Below are 22,980 nucleotides of genomic sequence, written 5' to 3'. Positions count from 1 at the left end.
CATTTTTAGCTCTCACTCAAAGTTTCCAGTCTTCTCCTTTCTGATCTATGTCTTACTCCGCCGCCCCTACACGATACGATTCCATGCAATATGCCCGCAGCGGTCGCAGCGGGCTCAAACTTCCCAAAATTTCGCTCGGACTCTGGCATAATTTTGGTGATGTAGATGATTTCGAGAATGCCCGTGCCATGTTGCACACGGCCTTCGATCACGGCATTACACATTTTGATTTGGCCAATAACTATGGCCCCTCAGCGGGCTCCGCGGAGTCCAACTTTGGCAAAATTCTGGCGCAGGATTTCCGGCCCTATCGCGACGAACTCATTATTTCGACGAAGGCTGGCTACCATATGTGGCAAGGCCCCTACGGTGAATGGGGCTCGCGAAAATACATGCTGGCCAGTCTTGACCAAAGCCTGGGGCGCATGGGCGTGGATTACGTCGATATTTTCTATAGCCATCGTTACGATCCCGACACCCCGCTGGAAGAAACGATGGGGGCACTGGATACTGCAGTGCGTTCTGGACGGGCCTTGTATGCGGGTATTTCTTCCTATCCCGCGGAGCAAACCCGAGAGGCCGCCCGAATTTTACGTCAACTTGGCACCCCGTGCATCATTCATCAGCCCAGCTATAACCTGTTGGATCGCTGGATCGAGGAGGGGCTCACCGATGCACTGCGTGAGGAGGGGATCGGCTCGATTGTGTTCTGTCCGCTGGCTCAGGGCCAGTTGACAAATAAATACCTAAATGCGGTGCCTGCCGATTCCCGTGCGGCCGACGAGCATTCCCCATTTCTCAACGCCGAGGGGGTGCAAAAGAATTTATCCAAGATTCAAGCTCTAAACACGATTGCTCAAGCACGCGGCCAGAGCTTGGCGCAAATGGCACTGGCATGGGTGCTGCGTGATGAGGTCGTGACTTCCGCTCTGATCGGTGCCAGCCGTCCGCAGCAGATTTTGGATAATGTCGCTGCACTCGCTGCCGCTCCCTTTTCGCAGGCTGAACTCGAGGCGATCGACAAAGCTTGCGAATTGTAGAGAATGCAAGTGAGGTGGGACACCAGCACTTGATGGATCCCACTGTTGCCGTGGAAGAATCGCTGAAGTACTTTCAAATTGTGGGTGCGGATGCAGACTGGAAATGGGCGCAGGCGCGTATCATTAGTCAGGATACAATCGAAGTCTGGTATAGCGAGATTGCCGCCCCTATAGAGCTGCGCTCTGTATGGTCGGCAAATCCAGTTGGCGCTAATCTTTATAACAAAGAAAGATTGCCAGCATTTGTATTTCAGGCGATCTCTGGATTAGAGACGTTAGAATAGGGGGAGAGAGTGTTACGGTTGTTCGCTATGATTGACGCAATTGTATGCGAAATAGATAAGTCTAAGCTTGAAGGTGGTTTCTGGACGTGAATAATATGTAATAACATGCTACTTTTCCCACTTCTATCATAATTATGAAAGCAACTACCCTTGCACTGACTGCCACCTACCTGTTGACCACTGCTTATGTTTCTGGAGCGCTGATTTATAGTGAATCTTTTGACACTCCACCTTATTCGGCTGGTGATGATTTAGATGGACAGCAGGGGTGGTCAGGAGTATCCGGCTATATTGATAACAATATCGTCGTTGATGCGACTGGTTTGAGTCACTCCGCTGTGAGTAATGCTAGTGGCGGATCGATTCGAGGCATTAATGATCCAGTTTTCACGGATGGTGATGAGGGAATTCTCACCCATACATCAGTGGGAGTTGATTCGAACTTGGGCACGGGGACTCAATATTGGTTTTCTGCGCTTCTTAGTCTTACTGGAAATGGAAATTCAGCTGAAAGAAATGTTGTTACGCTAAATTTTGACTCTGGCTCAAGCTCGAATATCGCGTTTGGTTTAGAGTCTTCCGGTGCTGGTGGCGTTGGGACATCAGATGGTTATTCCTTCGTTTATGGAACTAAATCCAATTTCAACTCTAATATGAGTGGGGCTGGTTATGTTGGAACGCAGTATGTTGGAGGTTCTACAGTTCTTGTCGTGGGGCGTATGACCGTAGTCGACGAGCTTGCATCTAGTGGGACAGAAAATGGTAAGGAGATCCTTGATTTCTGGATTAACCCCAGCAACTTCTCAACTGTAGAGACCATGATATCGAGTGCGCAAGGCACATTGCAGAGCCAAGAACATTCGATCATATATGGTGATTGGGGACAAGTGACCGTAGGTCTTGAGTTTAATGGTTCGGGCGGGGAAAATACCGAATATTTGCAAGACGAAATCCGTGTCGGCACGAGCTTGGCTGATTTAGGGCTAACAACGATTCCTGAGCCTTCTAGTGCGGCACTCTTGATGGGGCTTGTGGCGATCGCGGGGCTCTGTGTGCGTCGCCGCGGATAGGCGGGCAATAGATAGTTTTATGCGGGCAGGTCGAACCTTGTGGTTGGCCTGCCTTTTTCTTGCTGGAGTGTCTTTCTCCGCGCCGTCGCTGGTGTAACGATGGGCAGGTATGCTGCCTTCAATACTTGAACCTAATTTCGGCAGTCGGCTAAGGCTCAATGCCTTTAAGGATTGGATTTTAGTTAGCGTAATCATTTAAGACTCGTACTTTTAGGACGATTGCTTCTTTTGTATGAATGAGCGCATCCACCTCTTTGTGTTTACCGTTGTTTTCTAATTTTCCAGCTGCCTTTGAGGAGCTATTTAGCCGTGAGAGCTGCGCTCTGATTTTCGCGCAGCACGGTCCTCGCGGTGGTGGCCAAGCCAAGTTAAATGGCTGGGAATGGTTGATGTCCAGGGTCTACCATGAGTTGGCACGTTCGGGTACTTTCTCGTCTAATACCAAGGCGGTATCCGGAGTGCGCATCTCGGACAGCGCGCTCAGCCAGCGGGCCTTGTCAATTGGCGAGAAGATGATCGAAGAGATACTGCCTATCGCGCTGCGTCCGTTAGCCGAGCGTGAGCGAGACGCGCAGGCCTTTTATAATGCATATCGGTTGGTGGCCATCGACGGGACTCGTTTCAATTTACGTAATACCGGAACCATTAATGAACAGGCTTCAAAAGTGGCTTGCAACCGCGGTAGCGGTGAACCTGCTTTCGCGCATTTGCTGGCAGTTGTCCTCGTGGAATTGGGTATGCACCAACCTTTGGGCACCCGTTTAGGCTGGCAAGGCGAGGGCGAGTTGACACTCGCGCGGCAACTGTTTGCGGCTCAGGATCTGCCCGAGCGCAGTCTGCTTTTAGCCGACCGACTGTTCGGTTATCCTTCGCTGATCTGGGGACTCTGGTCAATGCTCCGGCGCACACACAGTTACGTTCTGGTTCGGATAAAGTCTAATCTCAAAGCCAAGCGCACGCGGCAACTCGCGGATGGTTCATGGCTAGTCGAAGTCAAAGCGGTTGATCCATCCACCACACGCAAGAAGATGGGTGTACTCGAACTACGTGAGATCTATGGTCGAGTCTGCTATGAAGACCAGAGTGGTCACCGTTCGTGTCTTCAAATACGCTTGTGGACGAGTCTGCTCGATGACACCACCTGCCCAGCCACAGAACTGATCGCCCTTTACGCCGCACGCTGGGAGGAAGAGTTGTTCTTCCGAGAACTGAAAAGCCACCTGCACGCCCGCGGAGAACTTCTTGACGCACTCACTCCGCAAACCGCCGCACAGGAAGTGCTCGCTATGCTCCTAGCCGCCGCCCTGATCGCCAAGCAGCGCCAAAGCGTCGCTTCTGCCGCAGGCGTTGAGCCCTTGCGCATTAGCTTTGCCAAGGTTTTGCACAAGACAGCCGCACTGTGCGAGCTACTGCAAGTCGGTGCAGACTTGATTACCCCGCAAGCGCTGGCGCAGTGGATCCAGCGACTCTTAGATGATCTTATCTGTGATGCCGTTATTAAAAAACGAAGACCTAGAACTTGCCCCAGAACCCTACGACAACCCACAAAAGACTGGCCAAAAACTAAAGTTGCCCAGTCAAAACGAGTTGTTAAAACTATAGAAGTCACCAATCCTTAAAGACATTGGGCTAAGGCTCGGATTCTTAAATCCTTTAATTTACATTAATTTACGTCAATATGGTCAGTCGCCAAAATGGCGAATTAAAATTGGAATTAATTAAAATACCTCTTGTTTCTTAAGCGCATAACTAGCAGTGTTTTGTGTCTTTGTAATTAACGAAAATTTACGTAATTAACGTTTCAGCTCATTTATTTAGGTTGAATGTTTGGCTGGCATCATGACTCATGCCAAATTTAAGAATTCATGGTCAACTAGCTCGTCTGGAGGGGAGCCTCGAAACTTAGTTTTGGGGGCGATGGGGATCTCCGAGCTTCCGAGAGCCGAGGCTACGAGAAACGTTTCTATTCGGTTCCAGGTTTTTGTGAATAGGTATCACTCAAAATAATTAAATACAACGTTGAATAAAGTCGGTGGAGTTCAATACTTCACAGCCATTCATGTGTTTCCCCCAGCAGACCAGCGGCTTGTTTGGCCTCAATCTTAGTTTAGCTTCTCCTCGCTTGGATACAGTTTGCTTTATGCAATTTGTAGCGCGCAAAGGCTGAGCTCATGTGATGGCTGCACTTGGTCGATGGTTCAAAGAGTTTTTATTCAATACCCTAAATTCTATGATGCGGTTACTTAAACAATGTCTTCTTTCTATGCTTCCATGCATTGCGATCTCGCAGGGGCACGCAGTTGTCAACGGTCCCGATTATGCGCCGCCCTTTGATATGCGTCAGGCGGCTCGTGTGGAGGGGGAATTGCGCACGGTATCTTTTCTCGATACTGAGAATGGAGATGTTCCTGTGGAGTCGGCTAGTTTGATTTTTGGTAACAAGCGGGTGGCTGTCCGTGAGTTTGATAATAAGAAGATGGTCACTGGTCGGGATAATCAGATGACACTGTTTGTTAATGAGGAACCAGTCATGAATCTGGCACTTCGTGGCGGGTATCGTGATTCGGCAGGACAGCACATTCCTTATGCGGACAAGCGGAGCCCGGATCAGGTGCAGTTCATTACCAGTGCAGATCACAACGCGGTGCATTGGACCTGTTACTACCCCTTACCGGATGGTACGAAAACGGCCTTCAGTTATACCTTAAGGTCCTTGGGCGAGAGCCGAGTGAAACTTTCTTGGGATATTGGCTGCACCGCCGAGCAGATTGCACAGTTTCAAGCGCAGGGCAGCGATATTGGCAACTACTTGCTCTATCTCGGTATCGCAGGTGATTACCACAAAGATGGGCTGAGTTTGAATGGCGAGCCCGTCGAGCCCTTGCCTTTGGATTTATTGAAGGCGAATGAGAAGAAGCATCAAACTGTCTGGCAGGGAGAGATGCAGGACCTTACCTACGCGTCGGCACAGGATCCCTTGTATCAAGTGTCGATTCATTCGGAAACAGGAATGGAGGGCGTGTTACGCGAAATCTTTTGGTGGCGACGCGTTGATCTTGGATTCATGTTTAAGTTGGATCGTCCGCAGGATTCGCTGATCATTGATTTCGGTACAGTGAGCGTGGCTAAAAAAGATGCTCCCGCACCGGTTGAAGGTGTGGATATGTGGGCGCAGGATGCTCTCCATTTGCCTGATTCTCCGACACGGAATCTGTTTCCTAACCCGAGCCTAGAGCAGGGCATGCGCTATTGGCGTTGGTGGTTTGGGGGTGGTTATTATGATCGATCCGACATTTTGCGCTATCAGGTAGATCGGGAGACGGCCCTCTTTGGTGATAGTTCGCTCGTGATTCATCCAGTGCAAACCCGCAGTCAATCATTGCGGAGCTTCTCATTGCCCAATCGTAGGGATCAGATCTACACCGTCAGTTTCTACGCTAAGGCAGAAGCAGACAAAGGGGCCACTTTACGTTTCGCACCCTTTAGTAATAAAGCGGGGGGCAAGTTTGATCGCGCATCTGTACATCGGGCAGAGACCTTTAAGCTTCAGTCTGAGTGGAAGCGTTATAGCTATCAATTGACGGCCGATGGATCTCCCTTGGCATTTATATTAAACGGCGCCAGTGCTAACGGGCGTATTTGGGTGGATGGTATCCAATTTGAAGCCGGCGAAGAGGCGACCGAGTTTGTCGCACCAGCGATTGAGGGTCAGTTGATCACCTCGCACCATCAAAACAATGTGGAGTATGGGGATCTGATTGAAGCGCAGTTCCCGCTGTATGGCTCATCGGAGCAAGCGGTCGAGGTGGCCTTCACTCTGCGGGATTTCTTTGAGCAGGTGCTGTGGACGGAGGCAGTTGCGGCAAAAGGGGGGCAGGTGCTGACTTTACCCTTCGATTCACTGAATCTGGCGACAGGCGGTTACTTCTTGCAAGCACGCTATAGTCTCGGCGGAGAGGTTTTGTATGATGACTACTATCGCTTCACACTGATTGATTCTTTGGATGGCACACATGCGACGAAGGATATGTATGGTGCCTTGGTTAATGTGACGGACAATCGATCGGAAGAGCGTATCGCGCTGATGCAGCGACTCGGTTTTGGCGGTTCCACGAGTTATGGACCTGGGAGAATGGCAGACCCCATGCATTATGAATTGCGTGAGAAGTTTAACATCACTGGTTACGGACATGGGCTTTTCGGTGGGTTTCCTTACTTGACGGCCGAGGAGAAGTTTAACCGTCATCCCGATTACAAGTTTGGCATGACTCTCAATTCTCGCATCTGGCGCCGTGAGGATGAGCGGGACATTGAAACGCTGCGGACTTACTCGCCAGAAGTTTTGGCCAGAGTGGAGAGTATTAGTGAGAAAGCGGCTCGTCTGTGCGAAGAAGTGCGCGTTTGGCACATTGCAACCGAAGAGGAGGGCACCTTTCCTTCACTCAGCAAAGATCATAATTTCGAGGAGTTTGCCAAGTTGCAGGAAGCCTTCTACCGCGGGATTAAGAAAGGCAACCCCGATGCTCTGGTTCTGCCATCGGGCGGCACGTCGGGCTATGGTAGGTTGCGGGGCAAGGATGACATCGATGGTTATTTAAAAGCGACCGCGGGTAAGGTCAAATGGGACGCGATTGCGGTCCACCCGTATGGTTCGATCGATGGCACCTTGGGGGCTGAAGATTTGGACGAGGGAATCCAGATGCTAAAAGACAGCATGGCCGAATATGGATACGGTGATGAAACGCCCATCTATTTGAATGAAGGTGGGGGAGGCGCACCTAATTTCTGGGGAGACGGACCCTCCTGGTCTTATAAGGGGGGGCAACCTTCTTACGACCAAGGGTTGTTTGAATTCCTGCACGCTTCGAAGCTCGCTCGTATGTATCTGATCGCCTTGAAGTATTGGCCACAGTTGCAGCATTTCAATACTTGGCAGATCGGTTGGATCACGATTGTTGACTACAACTTGAGTCCAAGTAGTGCCTTTCTTGGTATCAATACCCTGGGTCACATGTTGGGCAATCCGAGCTTTGTTTCAGATATTCGACCCGCTGAGGGAGTGCGTGGCTATGCGTTTGAAGATGAAGTCAATGGCGGTGTCGCCGCGATTTGGTGCACGATTGATGATGTCGAGCGCGGCTTTATCCGTGGCCCGGTCATGCGTGTGCAGTTTGAGGAGGAGTTGCCCGAACTGGTTGATCTGATGGGACGTCGCTATGATTTACAGCGCAATGCGGATGGTACTGTTGAAATACAATTGACGCCTGCGCCGCTCTTTTTGACCGGCGAGAATACCAAGGCACTGGTTGCAGCATTGCAGGATGCAGAGATCACTGGCTCTGGCGCGCAGGTTAAAGTCGCCTACGAGCCTAGCCCTACGGGAGCGATTTATGCAGAGGTTAAAAACCTGACTGGTCGCGAGCAAAGTGGTGAGCTTGTTTTTGAAGATAATACGGTGCCTTATCAAGTCGCACCGAGTCAAAGTGTTGTGCTTGAAGTCTCAAAAGGTGAGGGCACGGACACGGGTGTTCTCTACAGATGGAATCAAGAATACTCGCTGCAGGAATCTGAAGGAGAGCCTCATATCCAACAATGGAATATGGATTATTTTTATGTGCCGAGAGTGGAGGGGGCTCCTGATTGGGAGCAGATTCCAGCCATTCCCATCACGAATATGTTCCGGCCAGTTGTGAATATGAAGCGCACGCCAGGCGGTCATGAGGGGGATATCGCAGCGCAGTATCAACTCGCTTGGGATGAGGATAACCTCTACCTGCGAGTGGAAGCTGAAGATGATCGCTTGCAGGCTGATCTCGAGAAATTCTGGTCATCGCCGCTGGCGCAGGTGTCGCAGCTCTACTTGCTCGACGGCTCTTTGGAAGTTTATTTCGACTGTGGTGCGAATGGACGTTTTGGCAGTGAAGGGTATGACTTAGATGATTATCGTTATGATTTTGCACCGAATAATCCTGAAGCGGAGAGTGGTGAGGCATTGGTCTATCGTCTGAGAGAAGTCTTTCAAGAGTATGCGGGCGGCGTCGAGTTTCCGACCAAAGAGGAAGCCGCGGCTGGGATTGATGCGCAGTATACGCGACTTTCTGATACGCGTTATGCTTATACGATTACCTTCGCGCAAAAATACATCGCACCGCTTAAGTTGCAGGCTGGTCAAGTGGCTGGATTTGCTCTCTACCTACATGATCGTATGGACGATGGAACCATAGGTAATAAGGGGCTCAGCCTCGCGGGTGAGGACGGTGCGCATTGTGATACGAATCCACACTTATGGCCGTTTATGATCTTAGCCGAATAAGCGGGATGGTGTTATTTTAGACTGCCTTATTTTCCCTGAAAAAAGTTAACAATACCCAACGTAGAATTACCATGATCAATGTACTTGATTTAAAACCAGTGCGACGTGAAGCCGCGACTTCGTTTTGGCAAGAAATTAGCCACCCATTCATGTGGGTGACGGAAGCGGATTTGCCGCGTTTAAAACACAATGCGACTTTGCCTTTCTGGAAGCCCAAGTTTGAAGCATGGCGTGCCGAGTTGGACGCTTGTGAGCACCTGACCATCTCGGGGAATAGTGTCGATTTCCACAAAGGAGACAATACGAGTGCACTGAAAGCAGCGCTCTGTTATGTGGTGGATGATAAGGCACATTACGGTCGTTTGATCGGTAGTTTTCTTTCGGAGGTCGTCGCACTCTATCGACGCAGTCCGGATTGGAGGCAGATCATGACGACTTCGGGCATGGGCTATGGAACGGGCACTCACTGGGGGGATTAACGAATAATCATATTGTCGATCCGCAGATGTGGCTCAGTACCGCACACCTCTATGATGTGATTTATGGCAAAGGCTTTATGTCTGCCGAAGATGAGGCCGACTTTGAAGCGATGATGGCACTGTTCTATCAGTTGTCCTGTTTGCATGAAGAGATGCATAAGATGGACAACAATCGCTCTGTCTGGCTGTGCGCAGGTGGTTATGTATCCGCGATGTTTGATCGTAATCGCGGGATGGCTGATTCCACCCGTGAGCGATTGCGCGACATGATGCCGCGCTTCCTCGACACGATTCATGAAGACGGTCTCCATTATGAAATTGGCGGCTATGGACCTGGCACCGTGGCCTGTATGCAAATTTTTGCCCGTGTCATTCGTGGCGCAGAGGGGATTGATTACTTTAAGGAAAAAGTCGATGGCGTGGGCTTTGAAGAATTCTACCGCGCGATTCCATACTGCTGGGTGCCTGGTGAAACGAGCCTGCGCTTGTATAGCTACCGCGATCGCATCAGCCACTGGGAGTCACTCGGTGCAGGGTATCTAGAGTATGATGTGCCAGAGCTGGGATGGGCCTTGTCACGACTCCATGAGCGCAACTCCGTTCCGATGTTTCTCCACTGGCCACAGGGCTTTGAGTTCTATACTTACAAGGAACCTGTCGACGTTCACCCGCCCGCGCGTTGCAACAATATTTTCAAAACGACCGGAATGGCCTTTCTTCGAGGCTCTTGGGAGAATGGGGCTACGTCGCTTCATTTCCGATACGGTTTTCAAGGCAGTTCCCATGGAGGGGGCCTCGACAAATTAAATGTCGAAATCACGCGTGGAGATGAAACTTTGATTGTCGATCCAATCGTTAGTGAGCGGAGTTACGATAAGAACGTCGTGATCGTCGACGGCGAGTGCCAGGAACAGTGCTCCGGCAAATTGCTCTATGAGCATTTGGAGGATAACAGTGCGGTGCAATGCGTGTCCGCAGTGGGTGGTTTCGGAGAGTGGCCCAATCGGAAGTTTTTAGATGACCCACGGGCAGAGATTAATTATTGGTGCCCAACTCACGACGAGTGTTTCCCTGGAAAAGCGCGGATGCGTCGCACTGTGGCGCAAGTTCTAAATAGTGTGTACATTATTCGTGATACGCTCTTTTCGTTGGATGATGCGGAGCATGATTACGAATGGTTGTGGCATACCTTTAATCAGCCGCAATTTTCTGGCGACGCGCAGAGGAAGCTCTATCATTATATGCCGAAGAAACGCTTTTATTCTGAAGGCTTATCGCAGCAGACTTTCGAAGGGGCTCGTTACGATATAGCAGGCTCGAGTTTGAATTGTGTGGGGGGTCGAGCGAATCTGCAGATCGCTTGGTCGCTCTTCGGTGCAGATCTGCCCCGTTCGATTGGACATACACAAACACTATCTCGCTATGATTGTGTGAGCACATCAGAGACAGGGGAGCGCTTCGTGAGTCAAGTGCTCAACCGCCTGCATTTGTCGGCGCGTGGTAAGGATGTCGCGATGACGACTGTATTTATTCCAACGAGCGTCGAGGCTAGTGGAGATGAGATACGTGTCGTATCGATAGCAGACCGCTCCTTGGATGCCTGTGAAGTGGTCTTACAAATCAATGGGCAAATGCAGACTGTTTCCATTGATGAGCAAAGTGGCCATTGGGAGCTAAAAGCTTAATTTAATTATCAATTAACAGATGAATCATAATTTACAGGAGAAAGTACAATCCGTGCTTGATGCCGCGGTTGAGCGTGGGACGGAGTGCGGTTGTCAAGCAGCGCTCTATATTAATGGGGAGCTGGCAGTGAACGCTTATGCCGGCCATACCGATTGGACGCAGAGTCGCGAGATCGACGCGAATACGATTTTTCCTGTTTACTCCACGGGAAAGGCTCCCTCCTCGACTGTGTTGCACCGTTTGGTGGAGCAGGGCTTAGTGGACTATGATACCTATATTGCTGATATTTGGCCCGGGTTTGGCTGCCATGGTAAAGAGGCCTTACAGGTCTGGCATGTGCTCTCTTATCGTGCGGGATTGTATGAGATGCCAGAGCTGGACTTTCCGGAGCAAGCCGCCGATTGGGAGTATATGCTAGGCCGAATGGCTCAGGCCAAGCCCGCGCATGCAGCAGGTGCGCATCAAGAATATCATCCAGCCACTTATGGTTGGTTAGCAGGGGGGATTGCCTGTCATCTGCTGGATGAGATGGATTATTTTAAAATCTTTCGCGAGCAAGTGGGCGAGCTCGCAGGTATGGATCGTTTTTATTATGGTGCGGATGATGCGGCGTTGGAAAATGCGGCCAAGCTGGTGAGTGCACGCGATGGTAGTAATTATGGACAGGGAGTGATTGACCGCATGAATAATCCGATCTTCCGTAAGTCTTGTAATCCCGCCTATTGCACCATGTCTAACGCGCTCTCTATTGCGAAGCACTATGCCGCGATTGACTCGGGTAGGCTACTGACTCCAGAGACGTTGGATTATGCATTGAAGCCTTGGTGCGAGGATGATTATCGCAATCGTATCGCGGGCGGTCGCTGGGTTTTGTTTGGGCTTGGCTATGTGCTTTCCGGGCGCTTGGAGAAAATTGGCAGTGTGTTCGGACATGGTGGAGTGGGCGGCTCCGAAGGGCTCTTGGATACGGACAAACACTATGCGATGGCAATTACCCGTAATCTATATGCGAATCCCAACGTGATGGGAGACTTTTACGCTGCGATCGGATTCAAGAATCGTGATTGGCCAGATACTGCCGAGATCCCGAAGGGCATTTAATTCGTCCATTTTTTTGTGTACACAACAAAGACGCTTCCTACTATGACACTTAGAATACAGCTTACTTTCTTTTTCTGGCTATTTGCGGTTAAGGCATTGGCGCAGACGTATACCTTCGATGTTCAACAAAGTCATGCTGACGGTGTGTATCAAGTCGGTGAGTCTATTAGATTTACCGCTCGTATATTGGAACAAGGCGAAGTGGCCCGCGATAAAGCAATGCGTGCGATGCTTTATCACAATGGTCGCGAAGTGAGTCGAAAGTTATTTGCTCTCGGCGAGTTTGTGAGCATGGAGACGAGCTTGGACGCTCCTGGTTGGTGCCAATTTGCAGTCGAAGGGGTCGATGCGGAAGGCAATAGACTCGAGCACGAAGTTCGTGGGACGGTTAAGGCGGCTCGTGCTTATATGGGCGCGTTGGTTGATCCATTGGCAGTTCAAGCTGGTGCACCTGAACCAGCCGACTTCGATGCATTCTGGGCGAAAGAAAAGGAGAAGCTACAAGCAATTCCGATGGAAGTGAAGCGCACACCGGTGACTGAGGATATCCCGGAACATTTTAAAGTAGAGTATGTGGAAGTGCCTGTTGGTAGTGGCTATCGTCCTGTAAATGGTATCGTTCGCAAGCCCGTCGATGCCGCGGCCAAGTCGTTGCCGATCCATCTTTTTGTGCACGGAGCTGGCGTCCATGGGCCACTCAATCCGGCTTGGGCACCTTGGTTGCCGCAGGAGGCGGGGTTAAAGCGCCCCGTGTTATTTATGAATTTGAATGCTCATGGCATTCCTACCGATCAGCCCAAGGAATATTACCAAGCACTCGCTGCGGGCGAGTTGGACGGCTATCAATACCAGCACAGCGACGATCCTGAAAAATACTATATGAAAGGGATGATTCTACGCCTGATCCGCGCTTTAGAATATTTGAAAGCCCAGCCAGAATGGAACGGGCGCGACATCGTTGTTGGTGGTACCAGTCAGGGAGGGGCGCAGGCACTCATTGCTGGAGGAATCGATCCTGACGTAACGTTTGTGCATGCGGATGTACCTGCGATGTGTGATTATGGAGGCACCTTCGTGGGAAGGGCTTCTGGTTGGCCGAAACTCTATGAACTAAAGAATGATGGAAAGATCTGGTTGAAAACCAGTCGCGATTATAAAGAGAATAAATTAGTCAGCGAAGAGGAGGTTCAACATCTCGGCTATTTTGACGCTGCGAATTTTGCCCATCGTATGCGCGCTCAAGCAGTGCTCTACACCGGTGGGGTGGATGGCACCTGTCCCCCTAGTAGCGTGTTTGCCGCCTATAACTCTATCCCGCACGAGAACAAATCGATTCTCTTTGATCCCATCGCAGGGCATGGCCGTCGACGTTACGAGGAAGGCGAAGTGGCACACACTGCGCTGTTCCTGGGCAGTGAAAAAGTCAGCTCTGATTCGCAGACTTTGGAATAGCAGCTGATGCTGTTAGTGTTTCAGCAATTGTATGAATCACTGAGCTTGAGTCACTTTGAGCCGAAAGAAATCAGTTGTTTCGCTCGTCATCGTATAGGAGATTTCCTCGTCATTGTTTACACTGGGAGTGACTTCATCCCACGGGTCCTTTATTCCAAGATCTGTCGATTCTTCGATGGCATAGCGAATATCTGTATGGACATCGGCACCTTTGGGGAAGGAGATTACGCCGCCCGTGAGATCATGTGATGCCAGGTCTGGCGTGTGAGGGTTATTGCCCAGTGCGTACTCTAGTAAATTGCTCTGTCCGTCATGATCCGGGTCTTGGCTTGGATCGGCAGTGAGGCCACAAGGGGTTCCAAAGTGTTTGATTTGCCAGCTGCGAAGTCCCGTCGTCGCTGGGCCGAAGCGGGACACCAGTGCCTCATACCATTGCTCGGCCAAAACATCGTTTCCAGCCGCATTCGTGTGTAAGTTGTCACGCATGAGCTCCGAGGCATTTTCTTGAATCCGCGAGAACTGATCGACCAGTGTGACGTCTTTGCCTTCTGTTTGAAGTGTGGCGACGATGTCGGTTAGGGCAGTGTTAAAATCGATGACGAGTTGCTGTTTGCTCGAGTTTCTGTTTGGGGGGATTTGTGCGACGAAGATGGCTGGGCTGGGATCTCCCTCTTCGACTTGGGCCAGGATTGTATCGACGAGTATCTTGATACGATTGGGGGCGTTTTCTATGTCGACGAGATTGTCGATGTCATTCGTGCCGAGCATTATGAGCACGACATTGGGCTTCACGGTGGCCAAGCGTCCTGTGGTCCAGAAGCCCGGTGTGCGTTCAGTCATACCTGCGCGGCCTGGCAAGTTGTCGCCAATGACTGAGCCTGAGATGCCGGAGTGGTATTGGTACAGATTGCTTGCGATTGTGGTGCCAGTGCTGGGGAGGCCATCGATATTTGCTGTACTGTGTCCGGTAAAGCTGAAGGCGACATTGTTGGCGATGAGCAGATCGTAGAGTGATTTGCGCGGCGAACCGTTGGCATCACCGTCGGCGTTACTCTGTGTGATGGAATCTCCTATGAACCATATGGCGCCGAGGTTCCATTGGGCGATGGTTAGGCTAATTGTGTCGGTCCCAACGTCTAGGTCGCTGTCGGTAGAGCTCGCGCTGATAGTATGTGTACCCACCCGCAGTCGATTGGTTGAAAAACTGGCACCGGTGCCTAGCGGCTCATCTTCAAGATCCGAGGTCCATACCAGTGATGCCTCTAATGCGCTATCATCGTCTTCGTCATCGCTGACAGTCGCCGCAAATTGAATGGAGTCGCAGACTTCGAAGATGGATCCAGGCGTCGGGCTGCTAATTGTGACTGTAGGCTCGGGAGTGGGAGGGATGTTGATGCCAATATTAAAGCTGACGAACGAATCGTAGTTATATACGGAATTTGCGGACGGCTCCCCATTGACAGCAGCTATGGAGTTGCCGCCATAGACATAGTCCGTATTGGCGTGGCCGGATTCGATCACATTGACGACTTTGCCGCCGACTTGATAAAAGCCAGCCACGATGGTTTGGCCCGCGCTCAAATCAAGGGTGGGGTTTTCTCCATCGACCTCAAAACTTGCGTTGACGACTGTGGAAGCCGGGCTGGCGATGGTGTCTCCGATGGCTAGAAAGGTGTAACTGTCGGCTGCGGAAGTGCTCACGCCATCCCATAGCGCGACAAAGGGCGTGAGATTACCTGATTGCACTGAAAGAAAGTTGACTTCAGTCAGCGTGATTTGCTGGTCGCTTTCAGCCGTGTAGTGGATGCCGCTCGCATCGCCAGGCATGATGATCGTTAGTTCGGAGATCCCATAGACATGTGATGAGTCAACAGAGGTGATGCTCTGCCCCATGGCATGTGCGTCTCCGATGTAGAGATTGGTTTCAGGCGCCGCTTGAAGCCTTGAAGCAAGCGCCAATAAGAAAGCAAGCCTGGCGATCGAGGTCGCCAAGCTTTTAAAGAACTGTATTTTCATTTGCTATATTCCTGCCATCAACCTCGCAAAGATGTCTCAGACTCAGGCAATTTTCGACAAGGCTTTCTAGGCTTTGCGTCGACGAACAATGACCACTGCTAAGCCCGTGATACCAGCGAGTAATGCATATGCATTGGGTTCGGGAATGACAGTATACCCAATATTGAAGCTGACGAACGAGTCGTAGTTATATACGGAATCTGCTGTCGGCTCTCCGTCGACAGCACTTATGGAGTTGCCGTTATAAATATAGTCCGTATTGGCGTGGCCGGATTCGATCACATTGACGACTTTGCCGCCGACTTGATGAAAACCAGCCACGATGGTTTGCCCTGCGCTCAAATCGAGGGTGGGGTTTTCGCCAGCGACCTCAAAACTTGCGTTGACAAGTGTGGAGGCAGGACTGGCGATGGTGTCACCGATTGCTAGAAAGGTGTAACTGTCGGCTGCGGAAGTGCTCACGCCATCCCATAGCGCGACAAAGGGCGTGAGGTTACCTGCCTGTACCGAAAGAAAATTGACTTCAGTCAATTTGATTTGCTGGTCCTCGGCGGCCGTGTAGTGGATGCCGCTGACATTGCCAGGCATGATGATCGTTAGTTCGGAGATCCCATAGACATGTGATGGGTCTACAGAGGTGATGCTTTGCCCCATGGCATGTGCGTCTCCGATGTATGCAGTTGCGGCAGACGCTGTGCTGGCTGAGAGGAGCCCACCTAATAATGCGGCAGCGCAAAGAATCCGAGTACTGCTAGGAGCTGATTGTTTTTTGGAGGCTAATTGAGATTCGCTGAAGTTAGAGCATTTTTTCATGATATCAATATGTTTAAGTAAGAGTAGGTTCGTGAAAACGTGTGGTGTGAGTCTCCTAACCAGGAAACCATGATACGGTAATACGACGTTGAATTATTTGTCAAATTCGTTTTCTTCCTTGCGGGTGATTGTGTTGAAAAAATTATGCCCTCCAATCGGGCAATTGCCCGATTGCCCGATTGCCGCGAGCGTTATAGAATCTTTATTTTCGGTAGTCTAGTGGCGGCTCCCGCTCTCCAAGCAGAGGATAATACTCAAAGTCTTCCCCTCTGGAACTTTCCCACTCTTTGCGTGCATCGGCTATGAGCTCCGGGTCTTGCAGCAGCTCTGAAGCTGTCATTGCGAGCACTTTGGCCGCATTCAGCATGCCTTTATGGGCGATACTGGAGCCTCCGGCTGCGACGGCTTGCCAGGTGTGGAGATAAGATCCCGGCACCAGGCAGGCGGTGGTGAGTCCCGCGGTCGGCACCAACCAAGAGACATCACCTACATCACTGGATGCGCGTCCAGCGGATGGAACGAAGGGCTCGATGTTCTCTTGAGAGCCTAATGTTTTACTGGGCTTAAAGAGCGTGGCATACAATTCTTCAGCAAATTTTTGCTCTTCGGCATCGTAGGAAACGCCGCCGACTTCGACTAAGTTGTTGTAGGTGATGCGCGCTAGAGCTGTATTCGGTAGTATATTGTAGGAGCCATTGATGACTTCATATTTCATCTGGGTCTCTGTGCCCATTGCCGCGGCTTCGGCGGTTAATACGAGTCGGTCAAATAGATCGCGGACCGTTTTGAAGTCTGGGTGGCGGATGTAGTAAAATACTTCTGCAAATTCGGGTACGACGTTCGGAGCTTCGCCTCCCTCGGTAATTACGTAGTGGATACGCGTCGCTTCCGGCACGTGCTCTCGCATCAAGTTGGCCATGAAGTTCATGGCTTCTACTGCGTCTAAAGCGGAGCGACCTTTCTCCGGCGATAGGGCTGCGTGCGCGGGCATACCGTAGAAGCGAAACTTGGCTCCTTTGTTGGCATTGGTTGAGCGGGGAGATGCATCATTAAATCCAGCCGGGTGCCAGTGCAGCATTACATCCACGTCATCGAATGCTCCGGCGCGTGCCATGTATACCTTACCCGCACCACCTTCTTCTGCGGGCGTGCCGTAGAAGCGAATCGTGCCCGGTAGTGTGCCCTGTTTCATTTGTTCCTGTATGGCTTTGGCTGCAGCCCAAGAGCCCGCAGCAAAGAGGTTATGGCCACAGGCATGGCCCGCGGCTCCTTCGACGAGCGCTTCGCGCTGGTGTGAAACTGTCTGGGAGAGCCCTGGTAGGGCATCAAACTCGCCCATGATGCCGATGATTGGCTTACCTGAGCCATAGCTGGCAACAAATGCAGTGGGAATGTCGGCGACCTCTGATTCGACTGTAAAGCCAGCCTCTCGTGCTTTCGCTTGTAATAGCTTGGAACTTTCAAACTCTTGGTAGCCTAATTCGGCCAAGTTCCAGATCTCTTGCGCGATCTCTATTGTGTCATCGGCATCGCGATCGATGGCTGCTTGTAGCTGGTCTTTGATTGTGTCTGCCTGAATTGCACTGAGTGCGCCCACGCTTAGTGCAGCGATTAAAGCATGAAATTTGAGGGAGGAACCCGGAATATGTGTCATTTTTAATAGAGATGTAGCTTGAACGAAAGTGCACGGAGCTAGCATGCGCCATGCCGATCAGCTTTTAGACGCGTTTTCCTGCAACTCAATCTACATGGACTGGGCTTACGGGCTCAGTTGTTCTTTTACTCCGAGCGGGCGCTGGGAATGTTATAATGTTTCAAGATGCGCTGTGTGGCGGCCTCCATGCTGGCAGCGTCGAGGACGATGTGCTTCAGCCCTTGGTCGGGCATAAATTCGAGGCGGTGAAATTCGCCCTGGGGATGAGCAAGTGCCTCGCTGATATCAGCGATCGAGTGGATGATCTGCCCATTGATGCGATCCACGATAAGTTGCCGCACACTTTCGTAGCCACGGTTGTAGGGATCAGGTATGACGGAGGATACTATTACCAGGCCATTGCGCTCGGGGAGCTCTGCATGGTGGCTGTAATATTCCAACAGCAGTGGCCTGTTTTTGCCGTAGGTGTTCAGGTAGGGGCCTGTGATGGGCTGGAAGAGCAGACCGCCTGCGATCAAGTATTCGGGCGCTTGGTCGTAGAGGCGCTCAGGCACGAGGTCTTTTGTGAAATCCGCACGTGGTAGAATGTAGTCCACGGTGAGCTCTTGTTGCTCGCGCCAGATGCGCATGGGAAGCGCGTCGCCGGCATGATTGTCACGCGTGGCCAGTCCGTAGAGTGAAAGACGGCCGTAAGTGGGGTCGATGTATTTGCCATCGTTGTCGATTTCGAATCCGTTGATGGCGAGTAGGACGTCGCCCACTTGCAAGGTGTTGGCTGCGAGCCTGCGGGAGCCTACTTGAGTCACCACCACTCCGATGTCGGTGTGGGGCATTCCTTTTGAGGCGAGCAGGGCGGGGTTTTTGCCACTCATGATGCTGAAGTCGAAATGGCCGATGCCGACATCCTGACCTTTGGCTTTTTGCTCCAGCACGGAGGTGATGAAGGGGGCGGGCAGTATGCTGAGCTTGTCGTCGGCATAGGATGTGGTGAGCCCGACGATTTGGTTGCCGGACAGGACGACCTCGGCCCAGCCCGTGCTATCCATCTCCGTGGAGGCAGAGAGTGTTAAGTGATGTACGTAGCTCATTTTACTTTTGCCTACGAACAGGCGCACGATTTCGGCTGCGCGTTCTTCGATGCGCCCATTGCGCCAGCGGATGATTTGCAGTTCGCCGGATTGGGGGATCTGCTGGCAGAGACGAGTCGGGCGCATCCCTTCCCAGAAGATTGGATCTTCGATGTCGAGTATCGCGATGTTGGCGTAATAATCGATCCACTTGAGCGTGGCAGTATACTGATGGGGGATGCCACCTTTGCGAACGCGGCAGAGAGTGTGCCCGGAGAATCCGTCGGCAGTTGTGAGGATCTGATGGTCGGCGATCACAATGCCGTTTTTACGACTCTGCTGGGTGCTGGTGTTCCATGGTATCTGGTAGTTGTAGCCGGTCTTGGTGATTTCAATCTCTACCAATGCGGCGTCGCTATCAAATGCTGCGGATTGCTGGCTGCGGGTTCGTTTGTCAGCCTGAGCGATCTGAAGTGTGAACAGGCAGCAAAGGAGTGTCAGGGCGAAATGCTTAATCATTGTGTGCCTCGATTCTATAGGCTTGTGGGATCTGGTAGGTTTGCAGCAGCTCGGCGTTGGCTCGTTCGGCAGCGTCGCGGCGGAGTGCTTCGACCCGGCCGGATAAAAATTCGAAGCGGTGGTAGTCATCCAGCGGGGCGTTTACGGCCTTAAGTAAGTCCTGCATTGAATGTATTTCCTGGCCATTTACTTTGGTGAGAATGGATTTTGTGTGGACCCCAAAATCGATATTGCTGGGGTGTTTGAGCACCTTGGAGAGCACAATCGGTGTGGCGCGTGCCCCCGCTTCATCCTGAAAAGCGCGATAGAGTAGTTGGTAGAGGGCAGCGGTGCTGAAGTTTTTTAACCAATTATTCCCGAGTGCATTGCAGTAGTTGTTGCTGAGCTCGGTGAAAACAATCCCACCGACAATGAGGTAGGGGGGAGGTGTCGTATTGACTGCCCGAGATGCGGTCGGCCTTGTTCTTATAAACGGGCAGGTCGATCTCGAGGCGCTGACCATCGCGCCAGATTACCAAGTCCAGAGACTCGCCGTCTTGCACAGCATCGAACAGAATGGAGACATGCATACGATTGCCTTCGTATTGAATCATGCTATCGCTGCCGACTTGGTAGCCTTCGACTTCGAGTATCACGTCGTTCTCACGCAGTCGTTCGTGTGTTTGGGGAAAGGGCTGTAAGAGCATGTCGATCCGCGCGCCGATGTTGTTGTCGGGTAATTGCAGGGCTTTGCGGAAGGCGGGGTTATGTAAGCTCGCGGTGCTAATGCCTGCGTCAGGAAAACCATCATAGCTACCGTCTTCGATGTCCTTTAGAAAGTGGCGAATAATGTTGGGCGGAATGAAAAAACCTGCATTTTCTAGGTTCGGATTGCCCTGAAAAGAGACACCCACCACTAAGTCCCCTTGTAGTGCCGGGCCCCCGCTATTGCCCGGGTTGATTGCGGCATCGGTCTGCACCGTAAGTAGCGAGCGATTATATATGTGGGCGTAGCGCTGTACTTCGATCCGCGAGATGACCCCTTGAGTGTAAGAGATTTGCTGTCCGCCGGCAGGGTAGCCATAGGTCGTTACGGATGTGCGTACTTTCGGTAGGGTGCCGATCGTTAGTGGCTCCAGACCTTGATAGAATGCAGGGTCGGGCACTTTGAGCACCGCCAAATCGCAATCATGGCCAATATATTCGATTTCCGCGGGGTAGAGTTTCGGGTCTTGGTAGCGTCGCACTAAGATCTGCTTCGACCAGCTGACCACGTGCGCGTTGGTCATGATGCGCTCACCTTCGATTACAAATCCACTTCCCGTGTATTGAGCCACGCGTGAGGAACGCCAAGGTTCCACCCAATTGGGTTGTTGTGCGAAGTTGATAATCTGCACCACCGCTTGCTCTGGGGCGGCGGCATGTAGCGCGAAGGGGCTGAAGATCAGTAACAGGCAGAAGCAGCGTAAAATCATGTCGGCCCAGTGTTATCAGTCCGACGAGCGTGGTCAAGAGTGTCCCGTGGTTTTGAAATTCACTTTTTATTTCATTGGCGTTGTGGCCACAGGTTCTGTGACGTCTGGCGGTGTGTTGTCTACAGTGCGAACAGCCGATGCAGCGCTTGCGCAAAATCCTCCCCGCACGCGGGGCCCTCCGCTCAGCTTCGCTTTACTCTAAGTTCAATCATGACCGTTGAACTTTTTAAAGAAAGCTCTCAAAGTGACGCGTTATCAGGCCTGACCTGCTTCGATCAGCGGGCTTGTTCAACAATCAGTTATCAACGCGGCTGCGCGCGATTGATAACTTCAGGGGTCGATATTTTTGATTTCAAGAGTTCCTGGTGTCATGCCTTCAAAATGAATTTCAACAAACTTCCATTCTTTGGGCATATTAATTTGTGTTAAGACAAATGGCTGTAATCCAGCCTCTTGACCTTCATAATTTGGTTTTATATTGGAATGCTGAAAGCTAAAGGCACTAGCTTGCAAGTTGTGTCCATCAACTAGGATTTTAGCTGGCGTGTAGACCTGTTCTTCTTCGATGGTTTCTTTCGGCCAATTACAGAGTAATCTAAGAGCCATAGACTCCTGATGGTCACTGCTTCGTTCATACACAACCCATCCAATCACTTGAAATACCGCCCCTGAACCAGAGACGATGGTCTTCGGTTCATTGAAATATTGGTAGTCATAATTGCTTCCGAAGCTATCCGAATAGAGGTGATTGTCTGCTTTAGATGGGCCTTTCGAGCATGCTCCGATGAAAGCCATAGAAAGTAGCAACATATAAATGTGGATTTTCATTTTTCGAACGTGCATTAGCAGTGGAGAGTGGGCGACCTTGCTCAGTGCGACTGGTTCGAATTTCTTCTTTTTAAAGCTGATGAGAGTATCGCTGTCTGTGAAATGACCAGTGAAGTTAAAATCGCTAGTTTAACATAATTGCTTTTATCTTCTTCGTAGGCGGTCAGTTTTTGTGTGTTGATGCTGTGGTTCGTATGTCCTTGCTTAACTGCTTTTTTGAATGCGATAGCTTCGGCATGCTCGGATTGAACTATACCTGACAAAATGAGATGAACGGGGATTAACGTAGCTATCCACATTATAATACAGGTTCCTACTGCGATTGCTTCATTTTTCATTATATTTTTCTCGATCAGAGACTTCCATGAGAAGGGGTTAATGTTTAATGTGAAAATCTCAATTTTGTTGCTCTTTGATGATGTATGTTTGAGAGGATGTCGAGACGGATTCCCTATGTCAGACTTCCATACGAACTCTTTTTGGTGACTTTTGTCGCCTAGGTCGATGCCGATGGTATGGGTGTTTTTTGCTGTATTCATAGTGGCGTAGTTCTATGCGATTGAGCTCCATTTTTGAAGCTTACTCGCTACGCCTTCTCATGCCTACTGGTTCGATCTGTCAGTTTCAAGCTTCATTGAAAGTGGTAGAGGTGGCAGTCTTTCTGAATAGGAACTGAGGATCTCATGTAGAGCGATATGCCCCTTCTCGGATAATTCAACGTAGAGCATTAGCTGCCCATTGTAGGCTTTCACTTCAGTGCACCAAAAAGAGATTAAATACTGACTGGTCCCTTCCTTACCTTTCAGACCGACGCAAAAATCGGGGTTAAATCCCCCGCATAGCTTAGGTCCTCCGTAGGGTCTAAAGCTGGTTTCACCTGATAGGATTTCCTTTATTCTGTTTTTGTCGTTCGCGCTGACCTTAACAATACGCTTATAGAAGCCATGTCCATGAATTTCGAACGTCTCTTTTTCTTCTACATTTTTTGCTAGCCGAGGTAGTCCTTCCACAAGATCAATCGCATTGCTTTGCTTCACCGTTTCCAGGAATAAAGGCAAGTTGTCGAAACTATCCTTACGCTCCTGAATGATTTTCTCGAATTGCTCGAGTGGGGTCGCCTTCAACAGGGCTCCAGCGATGCACAAGCCTAGGGTGATTAAGAGGGGCGCTTTCATTTTCTTATCGAACGTGGAGCACTATCGCT

18 protein-coding genes are annotated in these 22,980 nt (G+C 50.8%); 9 read left to right on the top strand and 9 right to left on the bottom strand.

Annotated features, from left to right (window positions below):
- Positions 1 to 47: 47 nt before the first annotated feature.
- The 9 genes from mgrA (at position 48) to SH580_RS04060 (ending at position 13,425) form a co-directional block, all read left to right on the top strand.
- Positions 48 to 1,040 (top strand): L-glyceraldehyde 3-phosphate reductase, encoded by a 993-nt coding sequence (gene mgrA / locus SH580_RS04100; RefSeq protein ID WP_319833744.1) that lies wholly within the window; start codon positions 48 to 50, stop codon positions 1,038 to 1,040.
- Between the two features lie 32 nt (positions 1,041 to 1,072).
- Positions 1,073 to 1,324: a hypothetical protein gene (locus SH580_RS04095; protein ID WP_319833743.1), complete on the top strand. Its 252-nt coding sequence runs from the start codon at positions 1,073 to 1,075 to the stop codon at positions 1,322 to 1,324.
- 134 nt (positions 1,325 to 1,458) lie between these two features.
- Positions 1,459 to 2,394, top strand: coding sequence for a PEP-CTERM sorting domain-containing protein (locus tag SH580_RS04090; RefSeq protein WP_319833742.1), 936 nt, complete (start codon positions 1,459 to 1,461; stop codon positions 2,392 to 2,394).
- A gap of 236 nt (positions 2,395 to 2,630) precedes the next feature.
- Positions 2,631 to 4,013: an IS4 family transposase gene (locus tag SH580_RS04085; protein WP_319833741.1), complete on the top strand. Its 1,383-nt coding sequence runs from the start codon at positions 2,631 to 2,633 to the stop codon at positions 4,011 to 4,013.
- A 644-nt stretch (positions 4,014 to 4,657) separates the two neighbouring features.
- A complete protein-coding gene (locus SH580_RS04080) occupies positions 4,658 to 8,707 on the top strand; it encodes a sugar-binding protein (protein ID WP_319833740.1) in 4,050 nt (1,349 codons plus the stop codon).
- 71 nt (positions 8,708 to 8,778) lie between these two features.
- On the top strand, positions 8,779 to 9,186 hold the full coding sequence (locus SH580_RS04075) for a hypothetical protein (RefSeq protein WP_319833739.1): 408 nt from the start codon (positions 8,779 to 8,781) through the stop codon (positions 9,184 to 9,186).
- 26 nt (positions 9,187 to 9,212) lie between these two features.
- Positions 9,213 to 10,871, top strand: coding sequence for a heparinase II/III family protein (locus SH580_RS04070; RefSeq protein WP_319833738.1), 1,659 nt, complete (start codon positions 9,213 to 9,215; stop codon positions 10,869 to 10,871).
- Between the two features lie 19 nt (positions 10,872 to 10,890).
- The gene (locus SH580_RS04065; RefSeq protein WP_319833737.1) at positions 10,891 to 11,973 is read left to right on the top strand and encodes a serine hydrolase domain-containing protein; all 1,083 of its coding nucleotides are present in this window, start codon (positions 10,891 to 10,893) and stop codon (positions 11,971 to 11,973) included.
- Positions 11,974 to 12,015: 42 nt separating this feature from the next.
- Positions 12,016 to 13,425 (top strand): acetylxylan esterase, encoded by a 1,410-nt coding sequence (locus SH580_RS04060; RefSeq protein WP_319833736.1) that lies wholly within the window; start codon positions 12,016 to 12,018, stop codon positions 13,423 to 13,425.
- 36 nt (positions 13,426 to 13,461) lie between these two features.
- Here SH580_RS04060 and SH580_RS04055 read toward each other — a convergent pair whose 3' ends face one another.
- The 9 genes from SH580_RS04055 to SH580_RS04015 form a co-directional block, all read right to left on the bottom strand.
- Positions 13,462 to 15,441, bottom strand: coding sequence for an SGNH/GDSL hydrolase family protein (locus SH580_RS04055; RefSeq protein ID WP_319833735.1), 1,980 nt, complete (start codon positions 15,439 to 15,441; stop codon positions 13,462 to 13,464).
- 66 nt (positions 15,442 to 15,507) lie between these two features.
- Positions 15,508 to 16,254, bottom strand: a complete 747-nt coding sequence (locus SH580_RS04050; protein WP_319833734.1) for a hypothetical protein — start codon at positions 16,252 to 16,254, stop codon at positions 15,508 to 15,510.
- A 202-nt stretch (positions 16,255 to 16,456) separates the two neighbouring features.
- Positions 16,457 to 17,908 (bottom strand): amidohydrolase, encoded by a 1,452-nt coding sequence (locus SH580_RS04045; RefSeq protein WP_319833733.1) that lies wholly within the window; start codon positions 17,906 to 17,908, stop codon positions 16,457 to 16,459.
- Between the two features lie 125 nt (positions 17,909 to 18,033).
- On the bottom strand, positions 18,034 to 19,494 hold the full coding sequence (locus SH580_RS04040) for a PDZ domain-containing protein (protein ID WP_319833732.1): 1,461 nt from the start codon (positions 19,492 to 19,494) through the stop codon (positions 18,034 to 18,036).
- A complete protein-coding gene (locus SH580_RS04035; protein ID WP_319835036.1) occupies positions 19,487 to 19,894 on the bottom strand; it encodes a PDZ domain-containing protein in 408 nt (135 codons plus the stop codon). Before SH580_RS04035 ends, SH580_RS04040 begins: the two co-directional genes overlap by 8 nt.
- A complete protein-coding gene (locus SH580_RS04030; RefSeq protein ID WP_319833731.1) occupies positions 19,845 to 20,948 on the bottom strand; it encodes a S1C family serine protease in 1,104 nt (367 codons plus the stop codon). The genes SH580_RS04035 and SH580_RS04030 overlap by 50 nt, the downstream gene beginning before the upstream one ends.
- 330 nt (positions 20,949 to 21,278) lie before the next feature.
- Positions 21,279 to 21,776: a hypothetical protein gene (locus SH580_RS04025; protein WP_319833730.1), complete on the bottom strand. Its 498-nt coding sequence runs from the start codon at positions 21,774 to 21,776 to the stop codon at positions 21,279 to 21,281.
- 41 nt (positions 21,777 to 21,817) lie between these two features.
- Positions 21,818 to 22,315, bottom strand: a complete 498-nt coding sequence (locus SH580_RS04020) for a hypothetical protein (RefSeq protein ID WP_319833729.1) — start codon at positions 22,313 to 22,315, stop codon at positions 21,818 to 21,820.
- Positions 22,316 to 22,378: 63 nt separating this feature from the next.
- Positions 22,379 to 22,951, bottom strand: coding sequence for a hypothetical protein (locus SH580_RS04015; RefSeq protein ID WP_319833728.1), 573 nt, complete (start codon positions 22,949 to 22,951; stop codon positions 22,379 to 22,381).
- Positions 22,952 to 22,980: the final 29 nt, after the last annotated feature.

This window comes from Coraliomargarita algicola, from assembly GCF_033878955.1.
Taxonomy (GTDB): Bacteria; Verrucomicrobiota; Verrucomicrobiia; order Opitutales; family Coraliomargaritaceae; genus Thalassobacterium; species Thalassobacterium algicola.
The sequence above is the reverse complement of the archived record's forward strand: the minus strand, read 5'-3'. Positions and strand labels throughout refer to the sequence as shown.

Bases quoted from the DNA above. Each gene is read 5' to 3' on its own strand.
- mgrA (WP_319833744.1), top strand. From the start codon at position 48: ATGTCTTACTCCGCCGCCCCTACACGATACGATTCCATGCAATATGCC.
- SH580_RS04095 (WP_319833743.1), top strand. From the start codon at position 1,073: ATGGATCCCACTGTTGCCGTGGAAGAATCGCTGAAGTACTTTCAAATT.
- SH580_RS04090 (WP_319833742.1), top strand. From the start codon at position 1,459: ATGAAAGCAACTACCCTTGCACTGACTGCCACCTACCTGTTGACCACT.
- SH580_RS04085 (WP_319833741.1), top strand. From the start codon at position 2,631: ATGAGCGCATCCACCTCTTTGTGTTTACCGTTGTTTTCTAATTTTCCA.
- SH580_RS04080 (WP_319833740.1), top strand. From the start codon at position 4,658: ATGCTTCCATGCATTGCGATCTCGCAGGGGCACGCAGTTGTCAACGGT.
- SH580_RS04075 (WP_319833739.1), top strand. From the start codon at position 8,779: ATGATCAATGTACTTGATTTAAAACCAGTGCGACGTGAAGCCGCGACT.
- SH580_RS04070 (WP_319833738.1), top strand. From the start codon at position 9,213: ATGTGGCTCAGTACCGCACACCTCTATGATGTGATTTATGGCAAAGGC.
- SH580_RS04065 (WP_319833737.1), top strand. From the start codon at position 10,891: ATGAATCATAATTTACAGGAGAAAGTACAATCCGTGCTTGATGCCGCG.
- SH580_RS04060 (WP_319833736.1), top strand. From the start codon at position 12,016: ATGACACTTAGAATACAGCTTACTTTCTTTTTCTGGCTATTTGCGGTT.
- SH580_RS04055 (WP_319833735.1), bottom strand. From the start codon at position 15,441: ATGAAAATACAGTTCTTTAAAAGCTTGGCGACCTCGATCGCCAGGCTT.
- SH580_RS04050 (WP_319833734.1), bottom strand. From the start codon at position 16,254: ATGAAAAAATGCTCTAACTTCAGCGAATCTCAATTAGCCTCCAAAAAA.
- SH580_RS04045 (WP_319833733.1), bottom strand. From the start codon at position 17,908: ATGACACATATTCCGGGTTCCTCCCTCAAATTTCATGCTTTAATCGCT.
- SH580_RS04040 (WP_319833732.1), bottom strand. From the start codon at position 19,494: ATGATTAAGCATTTCGCCCTGACACTCCTTTGCTGCCTGTTCACACTT.
- SH580_RS04030 (WP_319833731.1), bottom strand. From the start codon at position 20,948: ATGATTTTACGCTGCTTCTGCCTGTTACTGATCTTCAGCCCCTTCGCG.
- SH580_RS04025 (WP_319833730.1), bottom strand. From the start codon at position 21,776: ATGAAAATCCACATTTATATGTTGCTACTTTCTATGGCTTTCATCGGA.
- SH580_RS04020 (WP_319833729.1), bottom strand. From the start codon at position 22,315: ATGAATACAGCAAAAAACACCCATACCATCGGCATCGACCTAGGCGAC.
- SH580_RS04015 (WP_319833728.1), bottom strand. From the start codon at position 22,951: ATGAAAGCGCCCCTCTTAATCACCCTAGGCTTGTGCATCGCTGGAGCC.